28 protein-coding genes and 1 pseudogene are annotated in these 25,207 nt (G+C 53.2%); 20 read left to right on the top strand and 9 right to left on the bottom strand.

Annotated features, from left to right (window positions below; genetic code table 11):
- The first annotated feature begins 17 nt into the window (after window positions 1-17).
- A complete protein-coding gene (locus E3E26_RS07660; protein WP_167900654.1) occupies window positions 18-662 on the top strand; it encodes a peptidase M54 in 645 nt (214 codons plus the stop codon).
- Between the two features lie 33 nt (window positions 663-695).
- Window positions 696-1,748, top strand: a complete 1,053-nt coding sequence (locus E3E26_RS07655; RefSeq protein WP_206204359.1) for a radical SAM protein — start codon at window positions 696-698, stop codon at window positions 1,746-1,748.
- Here E3E26_RS07655 and E3E26_RS07650 read toward each other — a convergent pair.
- Window positions 1,745-1,945, bottom strand: a complete 201-nt coding sequence (locus tag E3E26_RS07650; RefSeq protein WP_167900653.1) for a TIGR04140 family protein — start codon at window positions 1,943-1,945, stop codon at window positions 1,745-1,747. The genes E3E26_RS07655 and E3E26_RS07650 overlap by 4 nt on opposite strands.
- A gap of 109 nt (window positions 1,946-2,054) precedes the next feature.
- On the opposite strand from E3E26_RS07650, the gene E3E26_RS07645 reads away from it, so the two are divergent.
- Window positions 2,055-2,510, top strand: coding sequence for a hypothetical protein (locus E3E26_RS07645; RefSeq protein WP_167900652.1), 456 nt, complete (start codon window positions 2,055-2,057; stop codon window positions 2,508-2,510).
- 161 nt (window positions 2,511-2,671) lie between these two features.
- Here E3E26_RS07645 and E3E26_RS07640 read toward each other — a convergent pair.
- Window positions 2,672-3,131: pseudogene (locus E3E26_RS07640) on the bottom strand (peroxiredoxin).
- A gap of 95 nt (window positions 3,132-3,226) precedes the next feature.
- Between E3E26_RS07640 and pyk the strand changes: the two are divergent.
- The 4 genes from pyk to trmY all read left to right on the top strand — a co-directional run bounded on the left by pyk (window position 3,227) and on the right by trmY (window position 7,880).
- On the top strand, window positions 3,227-4,663 hold the full coding sequence (pyk, locus tag E3E26_RS07635; protein WP_167900651.1) for a pyruvate kinase: 1,437 nt from the start codon (window positions 3,227-3,229) through the stop codon (window positions 4,661-4,663).
- A 268-nt stretch (window positions 4,664-4,931) separates the two neighbouring features.
- Entirely contained in the window at window positions 4,932-6,098 is a 1,167-nt protein-coding gene (locus tag E3E26_RS11170; protein ID WP_240911672.1) for an amino acid permease, read from the top strand.
- Between the two features lie 47 nt (window positions 6,099-6,145).
- Window positions 6,146-7,195 (top strand): universal stress protein, encoded by a 1,050-nt coding sequence (locus E3E26_RS11165; RefSeq protein ID WP_240911671.1) that lies wholly within the window; start codon window positions 6,146-6,148, stop codon window positions 7,193-7,195.
- Window positions 7,196-7,268: 73 nt separating this feature from the next.
- Window positions 7,269-7,880 (top strand): tRNA (pseudouridine(54)-N(1))-methyltransferase TrmY, encoded by a 612-nt coding sequence (gene trmY / locus E3E26_RS07625; protein ID WP_167900650.1) that lies wholly within the window; start codon window positions 7,269-7,271, stop codon window positions 7,878-7,880.
- On the opposite strand, the gene E3E26_RS07620 is transcribed toward trmY, so the two are convergent.
- Window positions 7,864-8,310, bottom strand: a complete 447-nt coding sequence (locus E3E26_RS07620; protein WP_167900799.1) for a single- stranded DNA-binding family protein — start codon at window positions 8,308-8,310, stop codon at window positions 7,864-7,866. The two genes, trmY and E3E26_RS07620, sit on opposite strands and share 17 nt — an antisense overlap.
- 56 nt (window positions 8,311-8,366) lie before the next feature.
- On the opposite strand from E3E26_RS07620, the gene E3E26_RS07615 reads away from it, so the two are divergent.
- From E3E26_RS07615 to E3E26_RS07595, 5 genes are read left to right on the top strand one after another with little or no spacing between them, the layout of a single operon-like run.
- A complete protein-coding gene (locus E3E26_RS07615; protein WP_167900649.1) occupies window positions 8,367-9,041 on the top strand; it encodes an adenylate kinase in 675 nt (224 codons plus the stop codon).
- Between the two features lie 43 nt (window positions 9,042-9,084).
- Window positions 9,085-9,369: a ubiquitin-like small modifier protein 1 gene (locus tag E3E26_RS07610; protein ID WP_167900648.1), complete on the top strand. Its 285-nt coding sequence runs from the start codon at window positions 9,085-9,087 to the stop codon at window positions 9,367-9,369.
- Window positions 9,369-9,650 carry an MTH1187 family thiamine-binding protein gene (locus tag E3E26_RS07605; RefSeq protein WP_167900647.1) on the top strand — a complete coding sequence of 94 codons (282 nt, stop codon included), beginning with the start codon at window positions 9,369-9,371 and terminating at the stop codon, window positions 9,648-9,650. Before E3E26_RS07610 ends, E3E26_RS07605 begins: the two co-directional genes overlap by 1 nt.
- On the top strand, window positions 9,651-10,322 hold the full coding sequence (locus E3E26_RS07600; RefSeq protein ID WP_167900646.1) for a class I SAM-dependent methyltransferase: 672 nt from the start codon (window positions 9,651-9,653) through the stop codon (window positions 10,320-10,322). It abuts the gene before it with no gap.
- Entirely contained in the window at window positions 10,319-10,723 is a 405-nt protein-coding gene (locus E3E26_RS07595; RefSeq protein ID WP_240911670.1) for a ParB/RepB/Spo0J family partition protein, read from the top strand. Before E3E26_RS07600 ends, E3E26_RS07595 begins: the two co-directional genes overlap by 4 nt.
- Here E3E26_RS07595 and E3E26_RS07590 read toward each other — a convergent pair.
- Entirely contained in the window at window positions 10,720-13,587 is a 2,868-nt protein-coding gene (locus E3E26_RS07590) for an STT3 domain-containing protein (RefSeq protein ID WP_167900644.1), read from the bottom strand. The two genes, E3E26_RS07595 and E3E26_RS07590, sit on opposite strands and share 4 nt — an antisense overlap.
- A 10-nt stretch (window positions 13,588-13,597) precedes the next feature.
- Window positions 13,598-15,406 (bottom strand): glutamine--fructose-6-phosphate transaminase (isomerizing), encoded by a 1,809-nt coding sequence (glmS, locus tag E3E26_RS07585; protein WP_167900643.1) that lies wholly within the window; start codon window positions 15,404-15,406, stop codon window positions 13,598-13,600.
- 170 nt (window positions 15,407-15,576) lie between these two features.
- On the opposite strand from glmS, the gene E3E26_RS07580 reads away from it, so the two are divergent.
- On the top strand, window positions 15,577-15,771 hold the full coding sequence (locus E3E26_RS07580; RefSeq protein WP_012571733.1) for a PCNA-inhibitor: 195 nt from the start codon (window positions 15,577-15,579) through the stop codon (window positions 15,769-15,771).
- Here the strand turns inward: E3E26_RS07580 and E3E26_RS07575 are convergent.
- Window positions 15,766-16,914, bottom strand: coding sequence for a methyltransferase domain-containing protein (locus E3E26_RS07575; protein ID WP_167900642.1), 1,149 nt, complete (start codon window positions 16,912-16,914; stop codon window positions 15,766-15,768). The genes E3E26_RS07580 and E3E26_RS07575 overlap by 6 nt on opposite strands.
- Before the next feature lie 59 nt (window positions 16,915-16,973).
- Here E3E26_RS07575 and E3E26_RS07570 point away from each other — a divergent pair, with 59 nt between their 5' ends.
- From E3E26_RS07570 to E3E26_RS07555, 4 genes are read left to right on the top strand one after another with little or no spacing between them, the layout of a single operon-like run.
- Entirely contained in the window at window positions 16,974-18,359 is a 1,386-nt protein-coding gene (locus E3E26_RS07570) for a dolichyl-phosphate-mannose--protein mannosyltransferase (RefSeq protein ID WP_167900641.1), read from the top strand.
- A 43-nt stretch (window positions 18,360-18,402) separates the two neighbouring features.
- Window positions 18,403-19,785, top strand: a complete 1,383-nt coding sequence (locus E3E26_RS07565) for an ATP-binding protein (RefSeq protein ID WP_167900640.1) — start codon at window positions 18,403-18,405, stop codon at window positions 19,783-19,785.
- 6 nt (window positions 19,786-19,791) lie between these two features.
- Entirely contained in the window at window positions 19,792-20,073 is a 282-nt protein-coding gene (locus E3E26_RS07560; RefSeq protein ID WP_167900639.1) for a hypothetical protein, read from the top strand.
- 20 nt (window positions 20,074-20,093) lie between these two features.
- Window positions 20,094-20,852 (top strand): hypothetical protein, encoded by a 759-nt coding sequence (locus E3E26_RS07555; protein ID WP_167900638.1) that lies wholly within the window; start codon window positions 20,094-20,096, stop codon window positions 20,850-20,852.
- On the opposite strand, the gene rnhB is transcribed toward E3E26_RS07555, so the two are convergent.
- The 3 genes from rnhB to E3E26_RS07540 are packed head-to-tail and all read right to left on the bottom strand — an operon-like array spanning window position 20,849 to window position 23,149.
- On the bottom strand, window positions 20,849-21,538 hold the full coding sequence (gene rnhB, locus E3E26_RS07550) for a ribonuclease HII (protein ID WP_167900637.1): 690 nt from the start codon (window positions 21,536-21,538) through the stop codon (window positions 20,849-20,851). The two genes, E3E26_RS07555 and rnhB, sit on opposite strands and share 4 nt — an antisense overlap.
- Before the next feature lie 4 nt (window positions 21,539-21,542).
- Window positions 21,543-22,364, bottom strand: coding sequence for a metal ABC transporter permease (locus E3E26_RS07545; RefSeq protein WP_167900636.1), 822 nt, complete (start codon window positions 22,362-22,364; stop codon window positions 21,543-21,545).
- Window positions 22,361-23,149, bottom strand: coding sequence for a metal ABC transporter ATP-binding protein (locus E3E26_RS07540; protein WP_167900798.1), 789 nt, complete (start codon window positions 23,147-23,149; stop codon window positions 22,361-22,363). The genes E3E26_RS07545 and E3E26_RS07540 overlap by 4 nt, the downstream gene beginning before the upstream one ends.
- Before the next feature lie 180 nt (window positions 23,150-23,329).
- Between E3E26_RS07540 and eif1A the strand changes: the two genes are divergently transcribed.
- The 3 genes from eif1A to E3E26_RS07525 are packed head-to-tail and all read left to right on the top strand — an operon-like array spanning window position 23,330 to window position 25,206.
- The gene (eif1A, locus tag E3E26_RS07535; RefSeq protein ID WP_167900797.1) at window positions 23,330-23,689 is read left to right on the top strand and encodes a translation initiation factor eIF-1A; all 360 of its coding nucleotides are present in this window, start codon (window positions 23,330-23,332) and stop codon (window positions 23,687-23,689) included.
- Window positions 23,690-23,716: 27 nt separating this feature from the next.
- Window positions 23,717-24,496, top strand: coding sequence for a serine protein kinase RIO (locus E3E26_RS07530; protein ID WP_167900796.1), 780 nt, complete (start codon window positions 23,717-23,719; stop codon window positions 24,494-24,496).
- Between the two features lie 5 nt (window positions 24,497-24,501).
- Window positions 24,502-25,206: a KH domain-containing protein gene (locus tag E3E26_RS07525; protein ID WP_167900635.1), complete on the top strand. Its 705-nt coding sequence runs from the start codon at window positions 24,502-24,504 to the stop codon at window positions 25,204-25,206.
- Window position 25,207: the final 1 nt, after the last annotated feature.

The raw sequence follows: 25,207 nt of genomic DNA, 5'->3' as shown, positions 1-25,207 counted from the left end.
TCATTTGTGGTGAAATCATGGAGTTTATAGCTTTCACCTACGTCGGGAACTTCGTGGACAAAGAAATAATAACCGACGTTCTATTCAACGTTTTCGACGATGCGAACCGCTTCTTTCAGCAGAACGAGATTCCCGTGAGGTTCCTCTACATAGGAAAACTTGAGCTGGAGCCGGGTTACCTGATAAACCTCAACACCCCTGAGGGCAGGATACGGGTCTACCCGCTTGAGGCCCTCATTGAGGTTCTCTACTCACGACTGCTCCAAGAAATCAACGAGAAAGAGGACATCAAAATGAACAAGATATTCGCCCTCACCACCTTCCCGCTCGTTTCTAGGAATCCTTACTTTGACTTCTACGAGAAGTTTCTGGGCATTCACGAGGTCATCACCGGCCTCAGGATTATGATACTGTCGATGAAGCCCTTCGAGGTTCCCATAACCCCCGATGATTCCCCCCATGAGCGCAGGAGAAAGCTTGAGACGTTCAAAAGCAGGCTCCTCAAGGGTGTCCTCCACGAGGTCGGCCATAGTTTTGGTCTCGAGCACTGCAACAACCAATGTGTCATGCATCCCCCCACCAACATAGAGGACTGGGACGGCCGGATCCCAGGCTACTGCGACGAGTGCCTCCTCAAGCTGAGGGCCGCCTTGGAAAGGTAATCGACAAGTGTTTTAACTATGAGGACCTATTAGATGGTGATGTGGTTCAGGAGGATAGAGATTAGGGAGATTGAAGGGGCCGTAAGGACAATGCCCCACTACTTCGCGATTCTTAGGGGAGATGAAGTGCCGAACTTCTTTCTATCAAAACGGGTTGGAGTAAAGTTTGACGAAGATGCGCCATTAGAAGAGCTGTGGGAGATTCACGAAGAGGCTATGGATAGATTGAAGGAGAACGACCTCAGCGAAAGCCCGGAGAAGAGCCTCCTCGACCTCAAAGCGGTTATAGCCGATAAGATCCTCGAGAGCTGCGAGCTCTGCGAGTTCAAGTGCCGAGCGAACAGAAAAAAGGAAATCGGCTACTGCAGGGTGAGAGAAAGCCTCGTTGCGAGCGATTTCCTCCACTACGGCGAGGAGCCGGAGCTACTTCCCTCTTACACGGTCTTCTTCAGCGGCTGCAACTTCCGGTGCGTCTTCTGCCAGAACTGGGATATAAGTCAGTTCCGCATTGGAATTGAGTATTTGCCCGGAGAGATGGCTGAGAAAATAGCTCTCTCCTTCGCGCAGGGAGCAAAGAACGTGAACTTCGTCGGCGGCGAGCCGACTCCAAACCTTCCCTTCACCATCAAAACCCTCAGGCACGTCAAAGTCCCGATTCCAGTAGTCTGGAACTCCAACATGTACATGAGCGAAGAGGCAATGAAGCTTCTCGATGGGGTTGTCGATGTTTACCTCGCCGACTTCAAGTGGGGAAACGACAAGTGTGCCCTGAAGTACTCAAAGGCCCCTCGGTATTGGGAGGTTATCACCAGAAACTTCCTCCTCGCCAAGAGGCATTACAAAGCCGAGTTCCTGATACGACATCTCGTTATTCCTGGTCACCTTGACTGCTGCACGAGACCGATACTAAAGTGGATAGCCGAGAACCTCGGGGAGGATGTTAGAATAAACGTGATGTTCCAGTACCGGCCAGAATACGAAGCAGGGAAACATCCAGAGATCAGCAGAACCCTCAAGGACGAAGAGATGATTAAAGCCGCACGGCTCGTGAGAGAATTTGGATTCAAGAACGCCTTGGTGGGCTAACCGCCGGCCCTTGCCAGTCTGAGGACATCCATGAACTTCTCTATCTCTTCGTCTGCCCCTTCCAGAAGCACTCTGTACCTCGGCATGCCGTGGAATGGTTCTGCCTCTGAAATGGTCAGCTCAACCTCTGCTCCAGATTTTTTCAGGATAATCTCTATTTCGTCTGGCGGGATTGCTGTTATTAACTCCTTCCTCATGGCATCAGTCCTCTACGGTTTGAGGTTTTATAGCTTTTCGACACCGAAAACTTTATAAAGAAACCCAACATATGTAATATTGCAATTACACATGGAGAGGTGATATGACATGAAGAAGTGGTTGGGAATTGGTTTGATGGTGTTGGGCCTCTTCGGCCTCGTGTTTGGAGCAGTGGCTGCCTATCAGGGCGTGCCGGGACCAAACCCAGAAGTTGAGAGGGCTGTCGAGCCGCACATGGCCGGCCAGGGCCACGGTGCCATGGCCATGGCCAAGGAGAGAGGCATGTACATGGGACTTGGAGTTAAGTCCACGAACCTGACCGAGGTCAGCATCGACCCTGCCGAAGTTCAGGACTACCTGAGCCAGGTCTCAGTTGAGGAGTTCACCAACCCGCGCGGAGTAACCGTCCAGAAGCTCGTCTACGACGGCGACTATGTTGGCAAGGTCGTTGGTGACTACAACCTCAGCGAGCTGGATGTTTACGCCGCCTACGAGACCCTCAACGGCGTCAAGGTCTTCCTCGCCTATGAGGGCAACATAGTCGGCTTCGTGCTCATGAAGTGAGCACCCCTGCCTCCTTCATTTTTAAGCTTTGGGAGGTGACAACGTGAGAATCGTTGAGATTATCAGTCGTTTCCTTTCGAGGTTCGAGCCTGGGAAGAGAGGAGAACCCTTGCCCCACCCCGAGGTAGTGTCAAGGAAAGAAAAGGATGAATAAAAGAGCTTTAGCTTTCTTCCACGAGTTTCTTCGCTTCTTCTAAGACTTTGCTGCATGTCCCTTTGCCTTAACCTTAATCTTCTTCCAGACTATCTCTCCTTCAGGATTCAGGATGAAGGTGCTCCTTATGACGCCCTCGTATTCCTTCCCATAGCTTTTCTTCTTGCCCCATGCCCCCAGAGCTTTGATAAGCTCGGCACTGGGATCGCTCAGGAGCTTTATTTTTAGCCCATACTTCTCTTTGAACTTCCGGTGAGAGTTAACTGAATCCTTGCTTACCCCAATCACCTGAAAACCGAGCTTCTCGAACTCGGGAAGGAGTTCTGTAAACTCTTTCGCCTCGGTCGTGCAGCCGGGGTGTTGTCCTTCGGATAGACGTAAAGAACAGTCCACTTTCCGAGAACGACGTCCCTGAGCGGGGCTTCGTTCCCGTTCTCATCAAAAACCTCAACATCGAGGTGGTTCATCCGATCACCGGGACAATTAGGCTTTCCTAACTTATTAAGGTTTCGTGGGATAAGATTATTAGGGGTAGAGTGAAGTGCCATTTTAGGTGAAGGACATGAGGTTGCCATCCCACAAAACGAAAATCATAGCCACAATAGGGCCAGCCTCTCTGAAGAGGAAGACGGTAGAGGCCATGGTGAAGGCAGGAATGAGCGTTGCACGCATAAACTTCGCCCACGGAGACTTCGAACAGCACGCGAAGACAGTGGAACTGGTAAGGAAAGTCTCCGATAGGCTCAACAGGCCCATCGCCATTCTCGGCGATCTTCCAGGAGTGAAGATACGCGTTGGGGAGATTCAAAACGGTTCAGTAACGCTGAGACGCTGGCAGACGATAACCCTCACCACGCGGGATGTGGTTGGCAATGAGGCAGAGATACCCGTGCAGTTCAAGGACTTTCCCAGGATGGTATCCAAGGGGGACGTCATCTATCTGAGCGATGGCTTCATAGCGCTCCGTGTCGAGGAGGTTCACGATACTGACGTGGTCTGTAAAGTCCTCGTTGGGGGCACACTCTTCTCCCACAAGGGCATAAACGTCCCGAATGCGAGGATAGCGATAGACGCGGTGACGGAGAAGGATCTGCAGTTTCTTGAGTTTGCAATCGAGCACGGCATGGACGCTGTAGGAATAAGCTTCGTCGGCTCGGCCTACGACGTTCTGAAGGTCAGGCGCTTCGTGGAGGAGAGGAACGGGAAGATATTCATAATCGCAAAGATTGAGAGGCCCGATGCGGTGAAGAACTTTGACCAGATACTGAGCGCCGCCGACGGAATAATGATAGCGAGGGGCGATTTGGGCGTCGAGATGCCGATTGAGAAGCTCCCGGTGCTCCAGAAAAAGCTCATAAAAAAGGCCAACATGGCGGGCAAGCCTGCGATAACTGCCACCCAGATGCTTGAGTCGATGACCCAGGAGAAGCTCCCCACGAGGGCAGAGGTTACAGACGTGGCCAACGCCATCCTCGACGGAACGGACGCGGTTATGCTCTCGGAGGAGACTGCTGTAGGCAAGTATCCCGTCGACGCAGTCAAGATGATGGCTAAGATAGCAAGAACCACCGAAGCCTACCGCGATTCCCTCTGGTCAACGCGCGTGGTAGAGTGGAAGATGAGCGAGTGGAAAGGTCAGATGCCCAAAAAGGGCACCATAAAAGATGCCATAGCGAGGAGCATCATAGAGGCCCTCAACTCGGTAGACATCAAATACATCCTAACCCCCACAAGAACCGGTGAAACTGCTCGCTTAATATCCCGTTTCAAGCCGAAGCAGTGGATTCTAGCTTTCGCCACTGACGAAAAGGTTGCCAACAGCCTCATGTTCTCATACGGAGTCTATCCATTCCTCGTCGAGGAGACCAGCGAGCGCGAGATACTGAACCTCATCAAGGGCTTGGGCCTGGTGAGCGAAAACGACACGGTTCTGCTGACGAAGGGAACGCCAATAGGTAAGACTGCGGGGACGAATACTATACGGATATTCACGGTTTGAGGATTTTCCTCTCCATCGACATATTTTAAAAAGACCCTCACGGTTACTACTATATTTGTGCAGGAGTGTGGAATCTATGAACCTCGATCAGATAATCGGAATAACTCTCATTTTCGGCTCTTACGGAGCTATGCTGGCTCTTCTCATGAAATCAAATTCAATAATCTCCAAGATGAAACGCCAGAGAATTGAGAGAAAACGCAGGTATATGCCAAGAAGAGGATAGGTCAGTTCTCGAAATTCAAAGGGCTACTAGGCACAGGAGGAGATGATTATGGAGCACAACGGGGAGAAGATAGAGCTATCTCGCGGTCTATCGCTGGTGCACCTTATGATGATGGGAATGGGAATGATGATCGGCGCAGGTGTCTTCGTTGCCACCGGTATCGCCATCGGTTTTGCCGGTCCAGGAGGTATACTCATTGCCTTTGCTCTCAACGGTCTCATCGCTTTCTTCTCCGCGATGTCCTTCGCTGAACTTGCCTCGGCACTGCCAACGGCGGGTGGTGCTTACACTTATATAGACGAGGCCTTCAAGGGCTTCATCGGCTTTATCTCGGGCTGGATAAACTGGTTTGCCCTGACAGTTGCGGGCAGCCTCTACGCTATAACCTTCGCGACCTACACGGTTTTTCTCCTCGAAGGCACGGACTGGTTCATCAGTCTCAATCTTGAAAGCGAGGGGGTAATCAAGCTCCTTGCCCTCGGGATGGCCATCGTTTTTATAATCATCAACTACATCGGTGTCTCCGAGACTGGCAGCATCGAGAACCTCATTACCCTCGGCCAGATGGGAACCCTGGCTTTCATCGGCCTCTTCTCGATTTATTACATCATCGTCCATCCAGAAAAGCTTGCCCACTTCAACGACTTCGTCCCCAACGGATGGGATAAAGTCCTTATGGCAATGAGGTTCACTTATGTGGGCTTTGAGGGCTATGAAGTGATAGCCCATGCCGGCGAAGAGGCGGTTAACCCTAAGGAGACCGTTCCAAAGGCAATACTCTATTCTGTTGCCGCCGTTACCGCAACGTACCTCCTATTTGCCTTTGCTGCGATAGTCGGCGCCGAGCCCGGAAACATGCCGTTGAGCCAGTGGTTCGCTGAACTCGGGCCGGTGGGAATGGGTGAGGCGATAAGGGATCTCATGCCCTACGGCGGCCTTCTCATCACACTCGCTGCTATATTCTCCTCAACTTCTGCCCTCAACGCCACCATATACTCCTCCACAAGGGTTCTCTTTGCCATCAGCAGGGACGGCAGGCTGCCCTCCATATTCTCTAGAATCCACAGGGTTAGAAGGGTACCGCACTACGCGCTCTTCGCGTCATCGCTTATAGTCCTCACGGTGGCTCTCATCTTTCCGATTGAGGATGTCGCGGCGAGCGCTGACATAGTCTTCCTCCTCATTTCCTCCTCGTCAACGCGGCGGTAATAAAGATCAGAAACGAGCGCGGGGACGAGCTCGACTATGGCTTCCTGATGCCATACTTCCCCTACATCCCGCTGCTGGCGATATTCTCTCAGGCGATGCTCTCGATCTGGGTCTTCAACGTCAGTCCGACAGCGTGGGCCATAACGCTGATTTGGGTGGGCATCGGCCTCGTCGTTTACGTTGCGTATAAGGGCGCCAAGAGAGAGCCGATCAAGTTCGAGAGGGAGACGGTCTTTGAGGAGGCGGGTGAAGAAGGAAGGTACAAGATAATGGTGGCGGTGTCGAATCCGAGGAACGCAAAGGTTCTGACCAAATACGCCGAGAGAATAGCTGAGGAAGTCAACGGGGAGTTGCTCATCGTCAGCGTCGTAACGGTTCCAGAGCAGACACCGCTTGAGGAAGCCAAGCAGTTCGCGGACGAGGCTATAGCAGTCGTGAGGGAGGCGAAGTCCTACACAAGTGGGAGGGTGAAGGTAGAGGGCCTGATATACTATGCTCACAGCGTTTACAGAGGGATAATGAGCGCCGTGAGGGGCAGGAAGGTTGACCTCCTCATCCTCGGCTGGGAGGGGCGCTCGAGGTGGAGCAAGTACGTCCTGGGGAGCAACCTCGACAAGATAGTTGAGAATGCCCCGTGTAACGTGCTGGTCATTAAGCCGGGCGACACCGAGGAGCGCGGAGAAATTAGGAGTATTCTCTTCCCGACGAGGGGAGGAAAGCAGAGCGCCATCAGTGCGGAGCTTGTTTCGGTCCTCGCCGAGGCGTACGGTGCAAAGGTTACTGTGCTCAGTGTCAACACTCCCGGCAAGCCAGAAGAGAAGATAAGAGCACACTTGAGGCCTGTAATAGAGAGGATCGAAAACGCGGAGCTGAAGATAGTGAACGAGAGTGACGCGGTAAAGGCGATACTGGAAGAGTGCAGGAAGCACGACCTCGTAGTCATGGGGGCGACGAGGGAGGGCCTCTTCAAGAGGCTGCTCTTTGGGGAAGTACCCGAAAGGGTCGCGAGCAAATGCCCGAAGACTGTCATGCTCGTAAAGGGCAACAGGGGCATAAGGGCGAGACTAAACCGCCTGCTTGGAAGGAGGGTGGAATAGTCCGTTCGATTCTTTCTTTTCTTCGAAAAACCCTTCGGGCAACGATTATAAGCTCCCGTCCAAATTCTCAACCATGAGAACTTTCATTATCAAGGCGAACAAGGCTCATACAAAAGTGGATTTCAAACTCAAAGATCTGCCCGGGACCAGCGGCAGGATAGATCTCCTTTGCCGCGTGCTTAACTCTGCATTTCTCCTCTCTCACGGCTTCAGAAAGAACGTCCGCGTCTGGCTGAGCCTCTACGGCCCGCCGAACCCACCGAAGGCGATAAGGTTTGAGGGGCAGGAGATGAAGCCCAAAACGCTCAACCCCGACGAGCTGAGCACGGCGAAGCTGATAATCAAAGCCCTGAAGGCCGGGGAAAACCTCCGCGAGCCGAGCAAAGAGGTCCAGGTTCTTCCAGGAATATACGTCAGCAACATGACCTTTGAGGACATCGTGAGGAGAACCCTGAAAGGTGCGACCCTCTACTACCTCCACGAGGAGGGCAGGCCCATCGAGAGGGTGAACTTCTCCCAGAACGTCGCCTTCGTCCTCGGCGACCACGAGGGCTTAACTCCGGAGGATGAGGCCTTCCTTGGGGGGATAGCCGAAAAAGTGAGTATCGGGAGGAAAAGCTACCTTACCTCCCATGTCGTGGCCTACGTCAACATCTTCCTAGATTCCATCACTCCTCCGCCTTGAGCCTGAGAGATGTGTGCTCCTGCTTGAGCTCCTCCAGCTTCTCCAGTATTTTCTCGCTCATCTCTCTGAGCTGAAGGGCGAGCTCCTCGAGCTCCTTTATCTGCTCTTCGAGGGCTCTCTCGCGCTCCTCGATTTCCTCCATAGCTTCGGCAAGCTTTGCTTCGTCCTCCTTCTTGTAGACCTCTATCTTGAGTCCCTCATAGTGCCACTTTATCTTTCCATCCTCGATGCTGAAGGGGACGCTTATCCTCACAACATCGCCCTTGTCGACGCCCATCTCTTGGAGCTTTTCAAAGACGTACTGGTTGAGCTCCGCCGCGGCCCTTACAACTTCTTCTGGCTCTACCCTTCCGCGTGTTATTGCAAAGAGGACGCGCCTCACCTTGTAGGCGTAGCCGGATGCCCGAACAAAGCCTGTGCTCAGTTTCATGACCACCACCGTAATTGTTTTATCACTCAGAAGATAAATAACTAACGGTGAGAAAAATGAACATTCTCATTTTTGGACCACCTGGGAGCGGCAAATCAACCCACTCAAGGACGATAACGGAGCGCTACGGGCTGACGTATATCTCCTCGGGGGACATGATACGGGCAGAGATTGAAAGGGGAAGCGAGCTCGGGAAGGAGCTGAAGAAGTATCTCGCAAAGGGGGAGCTCATCCCGGACATCGTCGTCAATACCCTCGTGATTTCTCGCTTAAGGCGCGACAGGAACAACTTCATCATCGACGGATACCCCAGAACGGCAGAGCAGGTTCTCGCGCTCGAGAACTACCTCTACGACCACGGCATAAGGATAGACGTGGCGATGGAGATTTTCATCTCTAAGGAGGAGAGTGTTGAGCGCATCTCCGGGAGGAGGATATGTCCCAGGTGCGGTGCCGTTTATCACCTTCGGTACCGACCCACAAAGGTCCCTGGTAAATGTGACCTATGTGGCTCCCAGCTCGTCCAGAGGGAGGACGACAGGCCAGAGATAGTGGCGAGGCGCTACGACCTCTACGTCAAGAACATGGAGCCAATAATCAAGTTCTACAAGAAGCAGGGCATCTACGTTAGGGTTGATGGTCACGGCAGTATAAACGAGGTCTGGGAGAGGATAAGGCCACTCCTTGATTACATACACAACCGCGAAAAGAAACGGAAAGAACACGAGTAAAGTTTTTAGTCCTCTTCTTCCAACTTTTTTTAGGTGGGGGCTAATGAAGGTGCGATTTTACGCCACATTCCGGGAGCTGGTGGGGAGGAAGGAGATAGAGTTGAGCAGTCCCAGAACGGTAGGGGAGCTTATCGATTATCTAGCCGAGCACTACAATCCGGAGATAAAGAAGCAGCTCCTCGAAAGCCCCCGCGCCAAGGAGGCGGGAAAGGCCATAGACGGAATGATCCTCGTGAACGGCCACAACATCCTGCACCTTAAAGGCCTCGACACCGAGCTGAAGGACGATGACGAGGTGCACATCTTCCCGCCCGCGGGGGGCGGCTGATGGCAGTAGCGGAGCTTTGTCTTTTTCCCCTTGGAACAGAAAGCCCGAGTGTGGGCAAGTACCTCGAACCCGTTATCGAAGTCATAAAGGCGAGTGGCCTGAAGTACCAGGTCTGCCCGATGGGAACTGTGGTTGAAGGTTCCGTAGAGGAAATCCTCGAGCTCGTCAAGGCCTGCCATGAGGCTATCCTAAAAGCGGGGGCAAAGCGCATCGTCATAAGCCTCAAGATAGACGACCGCGTTGATAAACCTCTCACCATAGAGAGCAAGATGGGTGTCTGAATGGCCGAGTACTTCAACAGAATTGCCGGGCGCTACGACGACTGGTACCGGACGAAAACCGGTCAGTACGTAGACAGAACTGAGAAGTGGTTAGTCTTCTCCATGCTCCAAACGAAATCAGGTAAGGCCCTCGATTTAGGCTGCGGCACTGGAAACTACACTCTCGAGCTCAAAAAGCGCGGCTTCGATGTTATAGGCCTCGATGCGAGCGAGGGGATGCTTGAAATAGCCAGGGCAAAGGGCCTCAACTGCATCAAAGGCGACGCCTACAGTCTGCCCTTTCCGGACGAGAGCTTTGACCTCGTGCTGAGCGTGACCATGTTCGAGTTCATTCACAAGCCAGAACAGGTAATCTCAGAAATCCACCGCGTCCTCAAGCCCGGCGGTGAGGTTCTCATCGGCACTATGAACGGAAGGAGCTCGTGGTTCTTCTTCAAGCGCCTAAAGAGCCTCTTCGTCGAGACGGCCTACCGCTATGCCAGGTTCTACACCCCCAGGGAACTCGAACTTCTCCTGAAGAACGGGGGCTTTACTGAGGTCGAGAGTGCGGGGGTTATCTTTTTTCCCTCCTTCTGGCCCTTCTTGGGCTTGGCCGAAAGGATTGACAAAAAATGCCACAGGAAGTGCAGAAACCTTGCTGCCTTCATAGCCGTCAGGGGAGTGAAGTCTTGAGGAGGACAAGGCTCATAACGAGGGAGGAAGCCTTCAGGCGCGCCGAGCGCATAAAGGACGAGTACAAAGCCATCTACGGCATCGAGTTTGAGCTTGAAAGGGCCTTTATTCCGCTGGAGCAGGTTGTTCCCACCCAGAGGGAGCTCAGCGAGGCCAAGCTGCTGGTCGTCCTTCAGGAGATAAAGCACGGCTACGACGCGCCTATAGTGGTCATACCACACGGCGGGAAATACTACGTGCTCGATGGCCACCACAGGGCATTTGCCCTCAAGAAGCTCGGCTTTACCGAGGTCGAGGCCATCCTTCTGAGACCAAAAAACGGCTTTGTTCCTGGCGTTGTAAGAACTGCGGAAAAAGGAGGGCTGAAAAAGCTGGAAGACGTAAAAATAGTGAGGGATTAACCCTCCCAAATCACGTACTCCTTCTTTGCAATGAACACTGGCTCTATCCTCTTCTTGACGATGACAACCTTGTCCTCACCGTACTTCTTGTAGAGCTCCTGGATGTAGCTCTCGAAGACGTTCTCGGGCATGCTGGCTTGGGCAACTATCGTGTTGTTACCCTCCTTGACGCTTATGCCCTCCTTGACGGGGACGTAGGTTATGATGTCCATGTGGGGCTCCAAGCGGAAGTTCGGCTTGTTTATGTCCTTGCCGTTGGGTGCGACGTAGTAGACTATGCTCGCCCTGAGGTAAAGATCGACGGTGTAGTCCTGCCTGAATGCCGCTATGAGCTCCAGCTGGCCGCTCTGGCCCTCATCAAGGATGTAACTTGGGTTGGCGATCTTTCCATCAACCTTCGGCTCGCCGTTGAGCACTCCCACCGGGCCGTCCTGGATGAGGACGAAGCGATACTTGGTCGCGTTCGGTATCGTCAGGCTGACCTCAACGGGGGTCTCGTTGAGGTGGTTGATGTTGAGGTTCTCTGCCAGAACCTCCCTCTTGATGAGCTCGGTTCCGTTGTAGGCCTCAAAGACGAGGGTCGCGTCCTTAACGTCCCTGCCGAATGCTGAAATCCAGAGTCTGAGCTTCTGCTCGCCGAGTGGAAGCTTACCGCCGGCGGTCGTGCTGTAGAATGCTTTCCATGTGCCGTTCTCGTACTTGTCAATCCTGTAAACTGCGAAGGGCCTGAACTCGTAGGTCGAAACTCCACCGTTGGTGTATACCGGCTTGAAGTTGGCGAAGAGCATCTGGGCATCCCACGGCTCGAATGAGTAGGGTATGTGGAACGCCAAGCGCACGAAGTTGCTGAAGGCTATGCTCTGGTAGGCGAGCATGCCGTAGCCCTGGAAGATGTAGAGAACGTAGGGTATGTCTCCCCTGCCCTGTATGACCTGCCCCTTGGTGAGGTCGATGGTCATCACTGGCTGGTAGGCGTACTGACCCGTGTTGATGTAGACGACGGTTTTGCCGCTCTCGTTGACGTACTGAATGTACTGCGGGTATATCAGCTGGAACATCGGGTTGTTCTTGTACTCGCCGTAGGTTATTGCTCCACCGAGGTAGCTTATGGCGTTGAACTTGTAGATGTCCTGCTGCCAGACTATCATGTAGTTGAGCTCCCAGGCCTCGAAATCCTGCTCGCTTTCGTTGCCGTAGTGGGCGAAGAAGTCCGCAACTATGTAACGCCTGTCGTAGGCGTGACCACCGTCAGTTGCGGAGCGCCTGTTGCTGAGGAGGCTTGACTCAATCCAGTAGCCGTAGTCCCACCAGCTGGTGGCGCTGTCAAGCGGGTGGCTGTTCTCCCTGAGCCAGGTGAGTGTGTTCACCCAGTCGGCCGGGACTGAGCCCTGGGCCTTGGAGGTGTTGATGGCCATGTTGTTCATGTACTGGGCACCTATGATTGGGAGCGGCAGGAAGAGGAGTATGAGCAGCACGGCATATAGGGCCTTGGTCGTCATGCTCTCCTTCATGTTCTCGACGAAGAGGAATACCTCGCCTATCGCAACTCCCGCCAGGAGGAGGATTGCGCCTGAGGCCTGGAACACGAATCTGACCGCCATGAGGAGCAGGTAAACCGAGCCAATGTAGTAGGTCACGAGGAAGACTTCCTTGTAACCGGTGAGGTCGCCTTTGAGGAGCTTCCTTATGAAGCGGGCGAGGACTATGATGAAACCAGCGAGTGAGAGCAGGAAGATAATTCCGTCCTTGGTCTTGACGCTGTAGTAGCCGGCTATTGTCTTCCAATCAGTCTTGGCGAGCTCGGCGACCGTCTGGTAGAGCGGGTTGGACTGGTACGCGGCACCCATGTACTTCAGCAGGTCGGGGCCGAGGTAGAGGTATGCCAGAACGAAGCCGAGGATACCTATGCCCACAACGACCCCGAACCTGTGCTTCTTGTCAGAGTAGTTGAGCTTGAACCTCTCCCCGTAGAGCATTATTGCAACGAGCACGGAAAGCCCGATGAAGGCCTCGAGGGAGAATATGAGGAAGCCCTTTATCCTGACGAAGCCTGTCGGATATAGCGCTATTCCGATGAGCAGCGACAGCGCGTAGATCGGGTAAAATTCTTTAACAAAGCGCTTGAGCTCTTCAATCTTTCCGAATACGAAGAGGATTATCGTGTGCGCTGCCGCGAAGAGCAGGAGGATTCCCACACCGAACTGGCTTCCCAGCCAGACGCCCATGTAGAGGACGCTGGTTATCAGGAAGAGCACCCCTGAGAGGATTTTCTTCCAGTTCCACTCCTTCTCGTCGAGGTACACGATGAGGGAGAACACCGCGTAGAGGAAGAACATCATGAACGGACCTTCACCACGGTTGTTGCCTGAGTATGTCTTGCTGAAGTTTGCGTAGGAGAACATCATGAACGCTGCCGCCCAGACGCCCGCCCAGTTGGAGTGGAGCTTCTTTCCGAGGAGATAGACCGCTATGATGGTCATTGCTCCAACGAACGGTGGCCAGAGCTTGAAAGCATCCATGACGTCGTAGCCGAGCGGACTAACCAGCTTGTAGAAGAAGGCCTGCACCGCGTAGAGGCCGAGAGATTCGCTTATCTTGAGCCCCGTGGGAGGATTGGCCAGTGGGAAGTACTTGGGGAGCCACTCCTGGATGGCCAGCTTGTAGAGCTCGTAGTGGTAGAAGGTATCCGGATCGAGGAAGGTCTTGTAGTTGGACGTAACGGCCCTTATCTTGAAGCCGATGTATGCCAGCAGGAGGACTATCAGCGGAAGCCCGTAGGCCTTGAACTTCTGATAGTACTCGGGAAGGGAGGATTTCTCCTCCTTCTTTTTCTTTCGTTTTTCCTTAACGTCGGTTTTCACCATTCAAACCACCTCATTCAACGGTAACTGACTTGGCCAAATTCCTCGGCTTGTCGGGGTCGTTGCCCCTGAGGACGGCGAGATGATATGCGAGGATCTGGAGCGGGACGACGTAAACTATGGGTGTAAGCAGCTCGTCCATTGGAGGCATCTCTATGAGAACATCCGAGACCCTCTTAAGACTCTCATTATCGCCCAGGGCTATTATGTATGCGCCCCTCGCCTTCGATTCCTCTATGTTCGACACCATCTTGTCGAAGGTCTTTCCGCTGGGGGCGATTGCAACCACAGGAACGCCGTCTTCAAGCAGTGCCAGCGGGCCGTGCTTCAGCTCACCCGCGCTCAGCCCCTCGGCGTGGATGTAGCTTATCTCCTTGAGCTTGAGCGCTCCTTCCAGGGCGGTGGGGACGCCTATGCTCCTTCCGATGTAGAAGAAGTCCCTCTTTTCCTTAAGTCCCTCAGCGAGCTCCCTGAGTGCGCCGTCATGCTTGAGGACTTTCTCAACAAGCTCTGGGACTTCTTTCAGCTTACTCTCAAGTTCGTTCAGGTATTCCTCGCTGGCGGTTCCAAGAACCCTTGCGAGAGCTGTGGCGAGCATGGTAAGAACGGTAAGCTGGGTGGTGTAGGTTTTAGTTGCGGCAACGCCTATCTCCGGCCCCGCGTGGGTGTAGAGGGTTAAATCCGCTATTCTGGTTGCCATGCTGCCGACGACATTGACTATGGCGAGGACTTTTGCACCCTTGGCTTTCGCCAGCTTCATGGCTGCCAGAGTGTCTGCAGTCTCGCCGCTCTGGGTTATGGCTATGACGAGCGTATCCTCGTCTATCAGGTCTTCCATTTCATAGCGGAATTCGCTGGCTTCTTCAACGATTGGAACCTTCTTCGCCAGGCGCTGGAGGAGGTATTTCCCGACCAGGGCGGCGTGGTAGGAGGTTCCCATTGCAACGAAGAAGATTTTATCGTACTTCGCTATCTCCTTGGCGACATTCTCTATAACTTCCGCGTTGCCGTGGATTGCGTCCCTTATCGCCCTCGGCTGCTCGTAGATCTCCTTCAGCATGAAGTGCTCATAACCAGCCTTCTCGGCCATCTCAAGGGTCCACTCTATCTCGTGGACTGGCTTCTCAACGATTTCGCCGGTTGAGATCTTTTTAACGACGTAGGAATCCTTCGTTATCACCGCGTATTCCCCATCGTCAAGGAAAACGGCCCTGTTGGTGTACTCCAAAAACGCAGGCACATCGCTTGCCGCGAAGTTTTCTCCCTCACCTATGCCCAGAACGAGCGGGCTCTCGTTCCTCACAAAGTAGAGCCTGTCCGGCTCTTCCGTGTAGATTATTCCCAGCGCGAAAGAGCCCTTGAGCTTGAGCAGTGCTTTTCTCATGGCTTCTTCAAAGTTCTCGCTCGACTTGAGCTCCTCCTCTATGAGGTGAGCTATGACCTCAGTATCAGTATCGCTCTTGAAGATGTGTCCCCTTTTGAGGAGCTCCTCTTTTATCTCCCCGTAGTTCTCGATTATGCCGTTGTGGACGAGGGCGATTTTGCCTGAGCAGTCGGTCTGGGGATGAGCGTTAATATCGTTCGGAACGCCGTGGGTGGCCCAACGGGTGTGGCCTATGCCCCTTTTTCCGGGCATCTCAAGAAGGCCGAGCTTTTCAGCGAGCTCGTCTATCCTCCCGGCACCCTTCTTAATATGAAGCTCACCGTTTTCCTCGGTGACTATTCCAACAGAATCGTAACCTCTGTACTCAAGGCGCTTGAGGCCCTTAACAATAACCTGACAGGCAGGTCTTTCGCCTATGTACCCGATTATGCCGCACATTACTTTCCACCCGCCTCTGTTACTCTTTCCCTAAATAAATCCCGGAAGTTAAAAGCGTTTCTCAATGGCCACATTAATCCCGGGGGCGACCGTTGATATATCCTTTGGTGCAACCGTCGATGGGAGGAAAAGCCTTTATACCCAGCGGTCTATCCCATCTGGGTGGGTCAATGGACAGGAAGCTCGACGAGTTCATAGCCAACGCCGCGCCGAAGGTTTCCGGAAGTGATACACCCCGCAAAAAGAAAAAGCGCCTCAAATCTACGAGCCTGGAATCTTTTCTACCTGAAGAACATGTAGTTTACTTCAAAAAGCTCCGGATAGGTTCGAAGAAGATAAGGAACGCCAAAATAGAAGAGCTATAGCGCCTCCGCTATTATCGCCTTGTCCTTGAACTGGAAGACGAAGGCCCTTCTGTCACCCTTCAGGTTTGCTTCGATGCGCTTCCTAAACCGCCAGTACTCGTTCTCAGGGATGCTTATCCTCAGCGTGGCCCTTCCAAAGCCCTCCTTTCTGAGGAAATCATTGATTCTGAGCGGGTGGAATTTGGTGAGGCCAACGACGGCGTAGGAGCGCTTGAAGTAGTCGCTCTCGACTCTCTCGTCGCTCGTCGCCAGAACGCGCCTTTTCTCGCGGAGGAGCATCTTCAGCTCGCCATTGACAGTGTGGAAGAGTTCATTCAGCAAATCGGCGTAGTCCACCGCCTGCGGAATCTCATAGAGGTACTGCTTAGGCTCCTCGATCCAGGTTACGATGTCCTCGAGATTGGGATTGCTCTCAAGGCGAACCCCTTTTGGCAGAACCACCGCGCTCCGCTCTGCCTTTGCCAGGGGCTCCGTGTAGAAGGTCAGCCTGTTCAGGTGGCCGAACAGGTCGATGTACTCGAACTCGCCCTTCCAGGGAACCTTTTCGCGCCTTATCTGTGGCGGAAGGTCGAAGATGAAGGAATCGGTTTTGTGCTTGTACGATTCATAAATCGCCAGGGGGCTTGGAAGTAAATCCTCGAGCCTTCTCTCCGGCATCTCCGGAGGACGGGCAGGGTCAGAGAAGATCACTTCGGCATCGATGCGTTCTACCGTTTCGGGTGCGAGGGAATCGGCGTTTATGAACTCGATGTTTCTAACGCCGTACTTCTCGGCGTTTTTCCTCGCGAACTCTATCTTCTTGGGGTCTATATCAACTCCGTAGGCCTTCTCTACCTTCATCGCGTAGAAGATGAGCTGTATGCCTATTCCGCACGAAACGTCGGCTATGCTCTTAACTCCGAACTCGGCCAGTCTCTCGGCGCGGTATTTTGCAACGACCTCATGGGTGGCGTAGCGGAGGCCTTCCAGATCCATCCAGAGGTCGTCGCGCGAGAACTTGTCCTTGGCCCTTATCCTTGCGCGGGCTATCTCGACTATTTCCTTCCAGTTCTCGCCGAGCTTGGCGCGAATCTTTCTCTTGTCCAGGCCCTTTCTAATCATCTCGACGGCGAGGCTTATCTGCTCTTCGGTTATCTCGCTCATGTTTCCAACCTCGGGGAGAGGCTTAAAAACGTTGCCGCGCTAATCTTCCCGGTGATATAATGGACTGGAAGAGAACAGCGTTCATTCTCATCTCTGGCCTCATAATCATCGGCTCCTTCTGGTACCTGTATGACTTCGCCTCTCAGCCGAAACTTAGGGGCTACATCAGCGACGAGGTGTGGTACGTCCCGGCCTCTAGGAACATCCTTCACAGGCTCGGCGTGGAGCTCCACTACATCAACGAAACTACCCATTCTGCAGGGGTTAACATAATATTCGCCAACACGAGCGTGCGGATAAAGTACCAGTATCTTGTTGAGAAGATGGCCCTCCGCTACAACGCAACCTATGAAAAAGAGTATCTCAAGTTCCCGGCCGTTTACTTTGAAATTCCGGTTGAGAACCTTGAGCCGTTCCTCGACGAACTCTCGCGCGAGATTCCTTCTGATGCCTATTATGTCGTCCCAGGCTACTGGTACCCGGACAAGGATAACATCCAGAACTACCTCAACCTGGAACACCCGTTCCTTGGGAAGGACCTCATAATGCTCGGCATGATTCTTGAGGACAAACCCATCAACTGGCGTCTCCCGGGTCTTATCGCCTTCGTTCTAATCCAGGTTCTCGTCCTGCTCGCCACCTACAGGATAAGCAGGAGCTATCTCGCTTCGCTCATAGCGCTTCTCTTTTCCGCTGCAGACCCGACGCTTCAGGCGACTGCAGTAGTTGCAATGCTCGATATTCACGTCGCCTTCTTTGTGGCGCTCTTCATGGCCCTGCTCGTCTTTGAGAAGAGACGTGCCTCGGGTTTTGCCATTGGCTTAGCCGCGGCCGCAAAGCTCAGCGGTGCCTTCGGCTGGCCGGTGCTCTTAATCAGGGCATTCAAACGAGAGAACCGCCTCGTGAGCTTTCTTCTCACCATAGCGGTATTTCCTGCCATCGGCTTCCTTCTGCCAAACGTTCCTGCTATGGTGGCTGTTGGGCCTGAGAAGTGGTTCAGGGAGTTCCTCGGCAGCTTCCGCTGGCACCTCAGCTCCAAGGGCGGCCACCCTGCGGCCTCTCCGTTCTGGGAGTGGTTCATAAACAAGAAGGCCTTCGCGCTCCACTATGACCCCAACATCTTCGCCCAGACGGATCCCTTCCTTCTCCTCGGAATGGTGCTCTTCATATTCGCCATGCCGTGGTTGTACAAGAGGAAGCCCGGAATCCTCGCCCCCTTTGGCGTCTTTTGGAGCACGATTTACTTCTTCGCTCTTCAGTACATCCTCGGGGGAACGACGCAGTTCAGCTTCTACGCGACCGTTCTCGTTCCACCTGCGGCCGTGGTCATGGGCGTGGCATTGAACGAGCTCCTCAAGTGGGAAGCCTTCAGGGAGTCGCTGTGGGCTTACCTGGAGTGGTTGCTGGACGTGAAGGATAGGGTCAGACTGAGGCTGGGAAGATGAAGACCCCGAAAGACTTAAGTACTAAGGCTGTTTAGTACTAATCATGATTAGTTTATTTATCGACCGGGAGAGGGAGCTGGGAATACTCGATAGGGAATGGGAGAGAGTTCCCTCGTTCGTCGTGGTCTACGGCAGGAGAAGGGTTGGAAAGACGAGACTGCTGGTGGAGTTTTCCCGTGGAAGAAAAGTTTTCTTCCACACCTTTACCGAAGGCACGAAGGAGAACCAGATAAAGGTTATTCGGGAAGAGCTCGCAGAGTTTTATGGGGACGATATCTTCTTGAGTTTCAATGACTGGTATCCTCTCTTCAAGTATCTTGCATCCAAGATCAAGGAAAAAACCCTCATAGTGCTCGACGAGTTCACGTATGCCGTTAAAAGTGACAGGGGTATCTTAAGTGCCCTCCAGAGGGCCTGGGACCACGAACTCAGCAAGAGACCCGTTATGTTCGTTCTCTCCGGTTCGCTGATGGGTATGATGGTTGATGACGTGCTTAGCTACTCCTCGCCCCTCTACGGCAGGCGAACGGCGGGCTTCATGCTTAGGCCTTTGAACCTGTTCAACTCCATGGGGTTCTTTGATAACTTCCAGAGCGGCCTTAGGAGTTACATGCTCATTGGCGGCGTCCCGGCGTACCTTTCGATAGCCGCCCGCTATTCTGATGTCCACCAGCTCGTTGAGAACGAGTTTTTATCCCCCGAGGGCTTTTTCTACGATGAACCGTACATCATCCTCTCTCAGGAGCTCAGGGAGCTGAAGTTCTATTTCTCAATACTCGCCGCCATAGCCGAGGGTCGAGAGAGGCCGAGCGAGATAGCCACCTACGTGGGCGTCGAGGGGAGGAGGATATACCCCTACCTTGAGACGCTGATACGCCTTGGCTTCGTTGAACGCCAGCTCCCCGTTGCGAGAAAAGAAAAGCGGGGGCTTTACAGGATCAAAGACCCAATGCTCCTCACGTGGTTCTCCATAGTCCATCCCAACAAAACGGAGATAGAACTTGGAATTCTCAGCCCGGAGAACGTCAAAGAGGGACTCCAGAGGGTCTTTTCAAGACGGTTCGAAGAAGTCTCAAAGGAGTTTCTCATAGAACTAAATCACATCGACGAGCTCCCCTTCCGCTTTACCACAATCGGCCGCTGGTGGCATAGAGGGGAGGAGATTGATCTGGTGGCTTTGAACGAGAGGGAGAGAAAAGCCCTGTTTGTTGAGGTTAAGTGGAAGGAGCTGAGCGAGAGGGGAGCGCGGGGAATTCTGAGAGACCTTGAGAGGAAGGCGGAGCTTGTTGGGTTGGATGGATGGGAGAAGTTCTACGGACTGGTGGCGAAGGGCGTGGAGGGTAAGGAAGAGCTTAGGGCGGAAGGCTGGCAGGTTTGGGATTTGGCTGACTTCGAAAGGCTTATTTCTCATGGGAGAGAAGTTTGAGGGGTGGTGTCCTTGTCCCTCTTGCCTCTCGCCGGGATGTTCATATTCGGGGGAAAGAAGAAGGAAGGGAAGAAAAAGGTTGAATACCCGCCAGGAATTACTGAGGATTTGCTACACACTATAAGTGATATCGTGTTCTATCATGGAACGGGATTGTACAAGATACTGGCACGAGCAACCCCAGAGCAAGATGTGGAACACGTAAAAAAGATCCTTTACCACGATGAGGGCATCGGTCCGAAGGTAACGAAAGGTGCAGGATACAAAAAAAATACGTTGATGAAGTGAGAGATCCCTTACACCGTGCAATGGTCGCACACTACCCGCTCTTGCATACAATCCTGACGATAGCAATGGCATACCACACAGGGACGCATAACCCGGAAGCAGCAAAGCCAATAGAAAAGGTCTTAAATGCAAGTTACACACTCAAGGAAGACTACAGCACGATAAAGAAGAAATACACGCAGCTCGCGAGGGCAATAGCACACCACGCAAGGGAGCAAGGGCTTATTACAGACGAAGAAAAAACAGCAAAAGTGATGGAACAAGCATTTGAGAAGACATTTAAGATAGTTGATAAGCTCCTCCCAGAACTCCCAAAACTCACTGAGGAGAGGGCAAAAATAGCTGAAAAGGCACTTGAATATTCCACTGACGATCCTTTCGTCGTCCTCCGGAACGCGGGCATTGACATCGAGCCGGAACTCGAAGAGTTCCGTCAGTTCTTGGCGGAGATCAGCGGGAAGAAGGTAGAACCGGGGAAACCAAAATACCCGGCAACCAAGAAGGCAGTCGAGGAGGAGCTGAGAAAGGCGGGAGCATCCGAGAACATCAAGCTCGAAGCCCAAAAACTCCTCGGCATCCTCAGCGGATTAAAGTTCGCGGACTACTCTGAGAAGGCCGTTGAAAAAGCCCTTAAAGAGCTCGACGCCCAAATAGAAAAGCTCCTCGAAGGGAGAAACCTTAAACTCCTCGGTGTATACTCCACCGTTGCACTCCTGCTGAGAAAGGGGGAGTTTGAGAAGGCGGAGGAGTTTTTAAAGAAACTTTCGGCTGATAGTTAGGATTTTCCCTTCAAAAACTCCTCCAGGCTCATCTGTCCCCTTCTCTTCTTCATCTCCTTTGCGAGCTTTTCCTCTATCTTCCTCAGCGTCTTCCAGGTGCGTCTTACTATCGGCGGAAACTCGCCGTGCTTGCGGTAGTATTCCTCCAGAAAAGCCCTCGTCCTCGGGTCGCTCGGATAGCCGGAGCCTATCTCACCGTACTCCTCCTTTAGCCTCTCTATTGCCCTATCACGCGTAACCTTGGCAAGGATTGAGGCAGCAGAAACCGGCACGAACTTGTCGTCGGCCTTGTGCTCCGCTATTATCTCTGCCTCGAAGTTCAGCTTTGCCTTTATCTCCTCGCCGAAGCGGGCTTCCTTGACGTCGGCCGCGTCGATGTAAACGATGTCTGGCTTGACCTTGAGGGAGTTGAGCGCTTTAACGAAGTTCTCCACTTCGAACTCGTTGAGCGTGCCCCCGCGGGAGTCAATCTCCTCAGGCCATAATTCCAGAATTACATAATCATCTAAAAGCTGCACTATCTCATCGAACAGCCTTTCTCTCCTCTTCGGAGTGAGCTTCTTCGAGTCCTTAACACCGAGTTCCTCGAGTTTAGGGACGTTCTTTTCATCCACTACAACCGCCGCGATGACCATCGGGCCGAGAACGGGCCCTCTGCCAGCCTCATCTATTCCAGCGAGCTTCAAGCTTTCACCTCCTGAAGAGAAGGATGCCGTAGATTACTCCCAGCATTATCGTTGCTATTCCGCTCGGCGGTATGTCCGTGAAATAAGCGAGGACAACCGAGGACAGCTGTATTCCGAGGGTAAGGAACAGGCTAACCGCAAGTATCTTCCTGATGTTGTCGCTCACCATCAGGGCTATCGCTCCCGGAAGAACGGCTACCACCTGAAGGGTTATCAGACCGACGGTCTGGACGATGAGCGCTCCAATGGCTCCGACGAGGACGTATAGAATCATGAGGTAAGCCCTCGCGTTGCCGCCGTAGCTCTCCAGTCCCTCAGGGTCGAAGCTCAGATAGAGGAAATCGCGGTAGAGGAAGAGCATGACGAAGAAGAGAACCGCACCGCCGAGGACGAGGATGGTAAGGTCGTTCAGGGTTATGAGGAAAATCTCACCGGTGAGGTAGGAGACGATGCTCTCGCTGAGCGGGAAGTATGGCTTCGTCGCCATCACCTTGTAGAGTACACCAAAACCGAGAACCGTCAGACCAGCCACGAAGCTGGCCACTATACCAACGGCAGAATCAGGCGAGAAGCCGAGCTTTTCGAGCTGGGCGATTATGATGACGATTGCAACGGTAACGACAAGTGCAACGAGCATAACGAGCCCCATATTCTCGAAAAGCAGGCCGAGAATCATGCCGAGAACCGCTCCAAAGAGGAGCGCGTGGAAAATGGCGTGAGTGAGAAAGGCGAGCCCCTTGGTGTTGATGAGCGGGCTGAGCATTCCGAGGAGGACGCTCACCATTATGCTCGCCAGAATCGCCCTGATGAGGTACTCGGGGATCATCTGCCGCCACCCCCGTGGATGTGGGTGTCGCCGATGATGCAGTACAGCTTGTCCTCGACCTTTACCGCCTTTGCCAGCGGGCCGTAGACAGTCTTGATTATCTCGTCGCGGAGAACTTCGTCGGGCGTTCCAAAGGCTATGAGGCGCCTGTTGAGAAGGAGAACCTTATCACCGATGTCTATCAGCGGGTTGACGTCGTGGGTGGTGATTATCATTGTTATTCTGCTTTCGTGCTTTATCTTGTCCAGAACGTTTGCCACCTCGACCCTTGCGCTCGGGTCGAGAGCCGATAGCGGTTCGTCGAGGAGGAGAAGCCTGGGGTCACTCATGAGTGCCCTCGCGAGGAGAACCCTCTGCTTCTGGCCACCGCTCAGCTCTCTGAAGAGCCTGTCCTTAACGTGAGCCAGCCCAACGAAGCCGAGAGCTTCCTCGGCTTTCTGGAGGATTTCCTTTGGGATTTTGAAGTGGACGAAGCCTTTCCGGTAGATGCCGCCCATGGCAACTACCTCAAGGGCCGTAAGCGGGACGCGCTCATTGAGCACATAGCTCTGCGGTACGTAGGAGATAAGATCCCTGGCATCTTCAGGTTTTCTGCCGAACACTTCAAGCTTTCCAGTATACTCCCTGTGGAACGCCGCTATGGTTCTCAGAAGTGTGGTCTTTCCTGCCCCGTTGGGGCCGAGTAGAAGCATGGTCTCTCCTTCACCTAGCTCGAAGGTTACGTCTTCCACTGCTCTCTGCCCCTCGTAGAGTATTGTTAGATTCTCGGCCTTTACTGCCTTCATGGTTATCTCCAAAGTGTGCATTAGCAGGGTGCGCTTTTAAACTTTAATGTGCCATCAGTGGGCAGTTCTGGGTAATCTCTGTGCAAAAATTTTAAAAATCTGTCACCTAAGGGTCATTGGAAAATTTTTGCAAGGCTTAAGCTTATAAGGGCTCAAGCCTAGGGGAAGGAGGTGATGCTCATGGCCTACCATAAGGGTGGTAAAAAGAAGAAGGACAGGCAGGTTCAGGGGGATGAGGTCATTCGTGTTCCCCTTCCAAAGGAAGGACAGCTGTTCGGAGTTATCGAGCAGGCTCTTGGAGCCGGATGGATGGACGTCCGCTGTTCCGACGGAAAGGTCAGGAGATGCAGGATACCCGGCAAACTCAAGAGGAGGATGTGGATGCGCGTTGGCGACGTCGTCATAGTCCAGCCCTGGCCGGTTCAGACGGACGAGAGAGGAGACATAGTCTACCGCTACACTAAGACGCAGGTTGACTGGCTCCTGAGGAAGGGCAAGATAAGCCAAGACTTCCTCACGGGCGGCGAGCTGCTCTTCTGAGCTCTCAAAACCCTTTGAGTGATAGCGATGCGCGAGGAGTTCATCGAGCGGGAAGTTGAGGAGATGCTCGGCCTCACGGAGAGGCGCGAGAAGGACAGCGAGCTCTACAAGATAGCCAACGAGGTCTTTGACAGGACAACCAAGGAAACCCTTGCCTATCTCCACCGCAGGGGTAAGATAGAGAGCCTCTACGGCGTGATAAGCACGGGCAAGGAGGCCAACGTCTTCGCTGGAATAGACAGCGAGGGCAACAGGGTGGCGGTGAAGATATACCGGACCTACACTACCGAGTTCCGCAGAATATGGGAGTACCTAGCTGCCGACCCGAGAGTTGGCTACCTGCCCAAGGATATGAGAAAGCTCGTCTTTGTCTGGACGAGGAGGGAATATAAAAACCTCCAGAGGGCGATTAAATACGCGGTCCGCGTTCCCGAGCCGATAATCTTCCGCAACAACGTCCTCGTCATGGAGTTCATAGGCGATGAGCTTCCTGCTCCCCGCTTGAAGGACGTCGAAAGGGAGCTGGCTAAAGAGGACTTCGAGGAGCTCTACGACTTTACGATGGGTGTAATCGAGCGCCTCTGGAAGAGGGGAGACATGGTGCATGGGGACCTGAGCGAGTACAATATCCTGCTCCATGATGGCCCTGTGGTTATAGACTGGTCCCAGGCGACCGTGAAGAGGAATAGGATGAGCGTTGAGCTCCTGAAGAGAGATTTGAGGAACATCATCAATTACTTTGGTAAAAAGGGCGTTGATGTTGATGATTTCCACGAGAAGTTTAAGGAACTCGTTGAGAGCGGGTGAGAGGTATGGACGAGTTTGAGAGACTGCTCAAGAAGTACGAGCGCGTTGATAAGGACGGAAGGCCCCTCAAGAACAATGAGGAAGAGGAGATAACCTACGCCGCCCTGGGCGAGCAGGAGGAGTTCGTTAGGATTCCGAAGGACAGGGTGGCGGTCCTGATAGGAAAGAAAGGGCGGACTAAGAAGGAGATAGAGAGACGCACGAAGACGAGAATCGAGGTAGACAGTGAGACTGGGGAGGTTTTCATCACCGCCACGAAGGAGACAGACGATCCCTTAGCAGTCTGGAAGGCTCGCGATGTTGTTACCGCCATCGGTAGGGGCTTCTCGCCAGAGAGGGCCTTCAGGCTCTTCAACGAGGGCGAGGTTCTTGAGGTAATCAACCTCACCGACATCATCATAGGCAACGACAAGAACGCTCTTCCCCGTGTTAGGGGAAGGATAATAGGTCGGAAGGGTAGAACAAGGGAGATAATAGAGGAAATGAGCGGTGCCGACGTTAGCGTTTACGGAAAGACCGTCGCGATAATAGGCAACCCGATTCAGGTTGAGGTTGCCAAAACAGCCATAGAGAAGCTCGCCAAGGGTTCGCCCCACGGAGTGGTTTACAAGTATCTTGAGAGGCGCAAGAAGGATTTGGAGCTTGAAAGCGTCACTTACTACGAGGCCCTTGGCGGCTCTGAAAACTTTGAAGACTTTGAGGAGGAGTGAA

The organism is Thermococcus sp. LS1 (genome assembly GCF_012027395.1).
Classification (GTDB): domain Archaea; phylum Methanobacteriota_B; class Thermococci; order Thermococcales; family Thermococcaceae; genus Thermococcus.
Note: the sequence above shows the minus strand (reverse complement) of the source record. Positions and strands in the feature narration are given on the sequence as shown.

What these genes read in the sequence shown, in the direction of transcription:
- glmS (WP_167900643.1), bottom strand. Translation starts at nt 15,406, where the DNA reads ATGTGCGGCATAATCGGGTACATAGGCGAAAGACCTGCCTGTCAGGTT.
- eif1A (WP_167900797.1), top strand. Translation starts at nt 23,330, where the DNA reads ATGGCCTACCATAAGGGTGGTAAAAAGAAGAAGGACAGGCAGGTTCAG.
- E3E26_RS11170 (WP_240911672.1), top strand. Translation starts at nt 4,932, where the DNA reads ATGATTATGGAGCACAACGGGGAGAAGATAGAGCTATCTCGCGGTCTA.
- pyk (WP_167900651.1), top strand. Translation starts at nt 3,227, where the DNA reads ATGAGGTTGCCATCCCACAAAACGAAAATCATAGCCACAATAGGGCCA.
- E3E26_RS07530 (WP_167900796.1), top strand. Translation starts at nt 23,717, where the DNA reads ATGCGCGAGGAGTTCATCGAGCGGGAAGTTGAGGAGATGCTCGGCCTC.
- E3E26_RS07565 (WP_167900640.1), top strand. Translation starts at nt 18,403, where the DNA reads ATGATTAGTTTATTTATCGACCGGGAGAGGGAGCTGGGAATACTCGAT.
- E3E26_RS07645 (WP_167900652.1), top strand. Translation starts at nt 2,055, where the DNA reads ATGAAGAAGTGGTTGGGAATTGGTTTGATGGTGTTGGGCCTCTTCGGC.
- E3E26_RS07580 (WP_012571733.1), top strand. Translation starts at nt 15,577, where the DNA reads ATGGACAGGAAGCTCGACGAGTTCATAGCCAACGCCGCGCCGAAGGTT.
- trmY (WP_167900650.1), top strand. Translation starts at nt 7,269, where the DNA reads ATGAGAACTTTCATTATCAAGGCGAACAAGGCTCATACAAAAGTGGAT.
- E3E26_RS07615 (WP_167900649.1), top strand. Translation starts at nt 8,367, where the DNA reads ATGAACATTCTCATTTTTGGACCACCTGGGAGCGGCAAATCAACCCAC.
- E3E26_RS07555 (WP_167900638.1), top strand. Translation starts at nt 20,094, where the DNA reads ATGGTCGCACACTACCCGCTCTTGCATACAATCCTGACGATAGCAATG.
- E3E26_RS07600 (WP_167900646.1), top strand. Translation starts at nt 9,651, where the DNA reads ATGGCCGAGTACTTCAACAGAATTGCCGGGCGCTACGACGACTGGTAC.
- E3E26_RS07570 (WP_167900641.1), top strand. Translation starts at nt 16,974, where the DNA reads ATGGACTGGAAGAGAACAGCGTTCATTCTCATCTCTGGCCTCATAATC.
- E3E26_RS07605 (WP_167900647.1), top strand. Translation starts at nt 9,369, where the DNA reads ATGGCAGTAGCGGAGCTTTGTCTTTTTCCCCTTGGAACAGAAAGCCCG.
- E3E26_RS11165 (WP_240911671.1), top strand. Translation starts at nt 6,146, where the DNA reads ATGCCATACTTCCCCTACATCCCGCTGCTGGCGATATTCTCTCAGGCG.
- E3E26_RS07620 (WP_167900799.1), bottom strand. Translation starts at nt 8,310, where the DNA reads ATGAAACTGAGCACAGGCTTTGTTCGGGCATCCGGCTACGCCTACAAG.
- E3E26_RS07575 (WP_167900642.1), bottom strand. Translation starts at nt 16,914, where the DNA reads ATGAGCGAGATAACCGAAGAGCAGATAAGCCTCGCCGTCGAGATGATT.
- E3E26_RS07650 (WP_167900653.1), bottom strand. Translation starts at nt 1,945, where the DNA reads ATGAGGAAGGAGTTAATAACAGCAATCCCGCCAGACGAAATAGAGATT.
- E3E26_RS07545 (WP_167900636.1), bottom strand. Translation starts at nt 22,364, where the DNA reads ATGATCCCCGAGTACCTCATCAGGGCGATTCTGGCGAGCATAATGGTG.
- E3E26_RS07610 (WP_167900648.1), top strand. Translation starts at nt 9,085, where the DNA reads ATGAAGGTGCGATTTTACGCCACATTCCGGGAGCTGGTGGGGAGGAAG.
- E3E26_RS07525 (WP_167900635.1), top strand. Translation starts at nt 24,502, where the DNA reads ATGGACGAGTTTGAGAGACTGCTCAAGAAGTACGAGCGCGTTGATAAG.
- E3E26_RS07655 (WP_206204359.1), top strand. Translation starts at nt 696, where the DNA reads ATGGTGATGTGGTTCAGGAGGATAGAGATTAGGGAGATTGAAGGGGCC.
- E3E26_RS07660 (WP_167900654.1), top strand. Translation starts at nt 18, where the DNA reads ATGGAGTTTATAGCTTTCACCTACGTCGGGAACTTCGTGGACAAAGAA.
- E3E26_RS07540 (WP_167900798.1), bottom strand. Translation starts at nt 23,149, where the DNA reads ATGAAGGCAGTAAAGGCCGAGAATCTAACAATACTCTACGAGGGGCAG.
- E3E26_RS07590 (WP_167900644.1), bottom strand. Translation starts at nt 13,587, where the DNA reads ATGGTGAAAACCGACGTTAAGGAAAAACGAAAGAAAAAGAAGGAGGAG.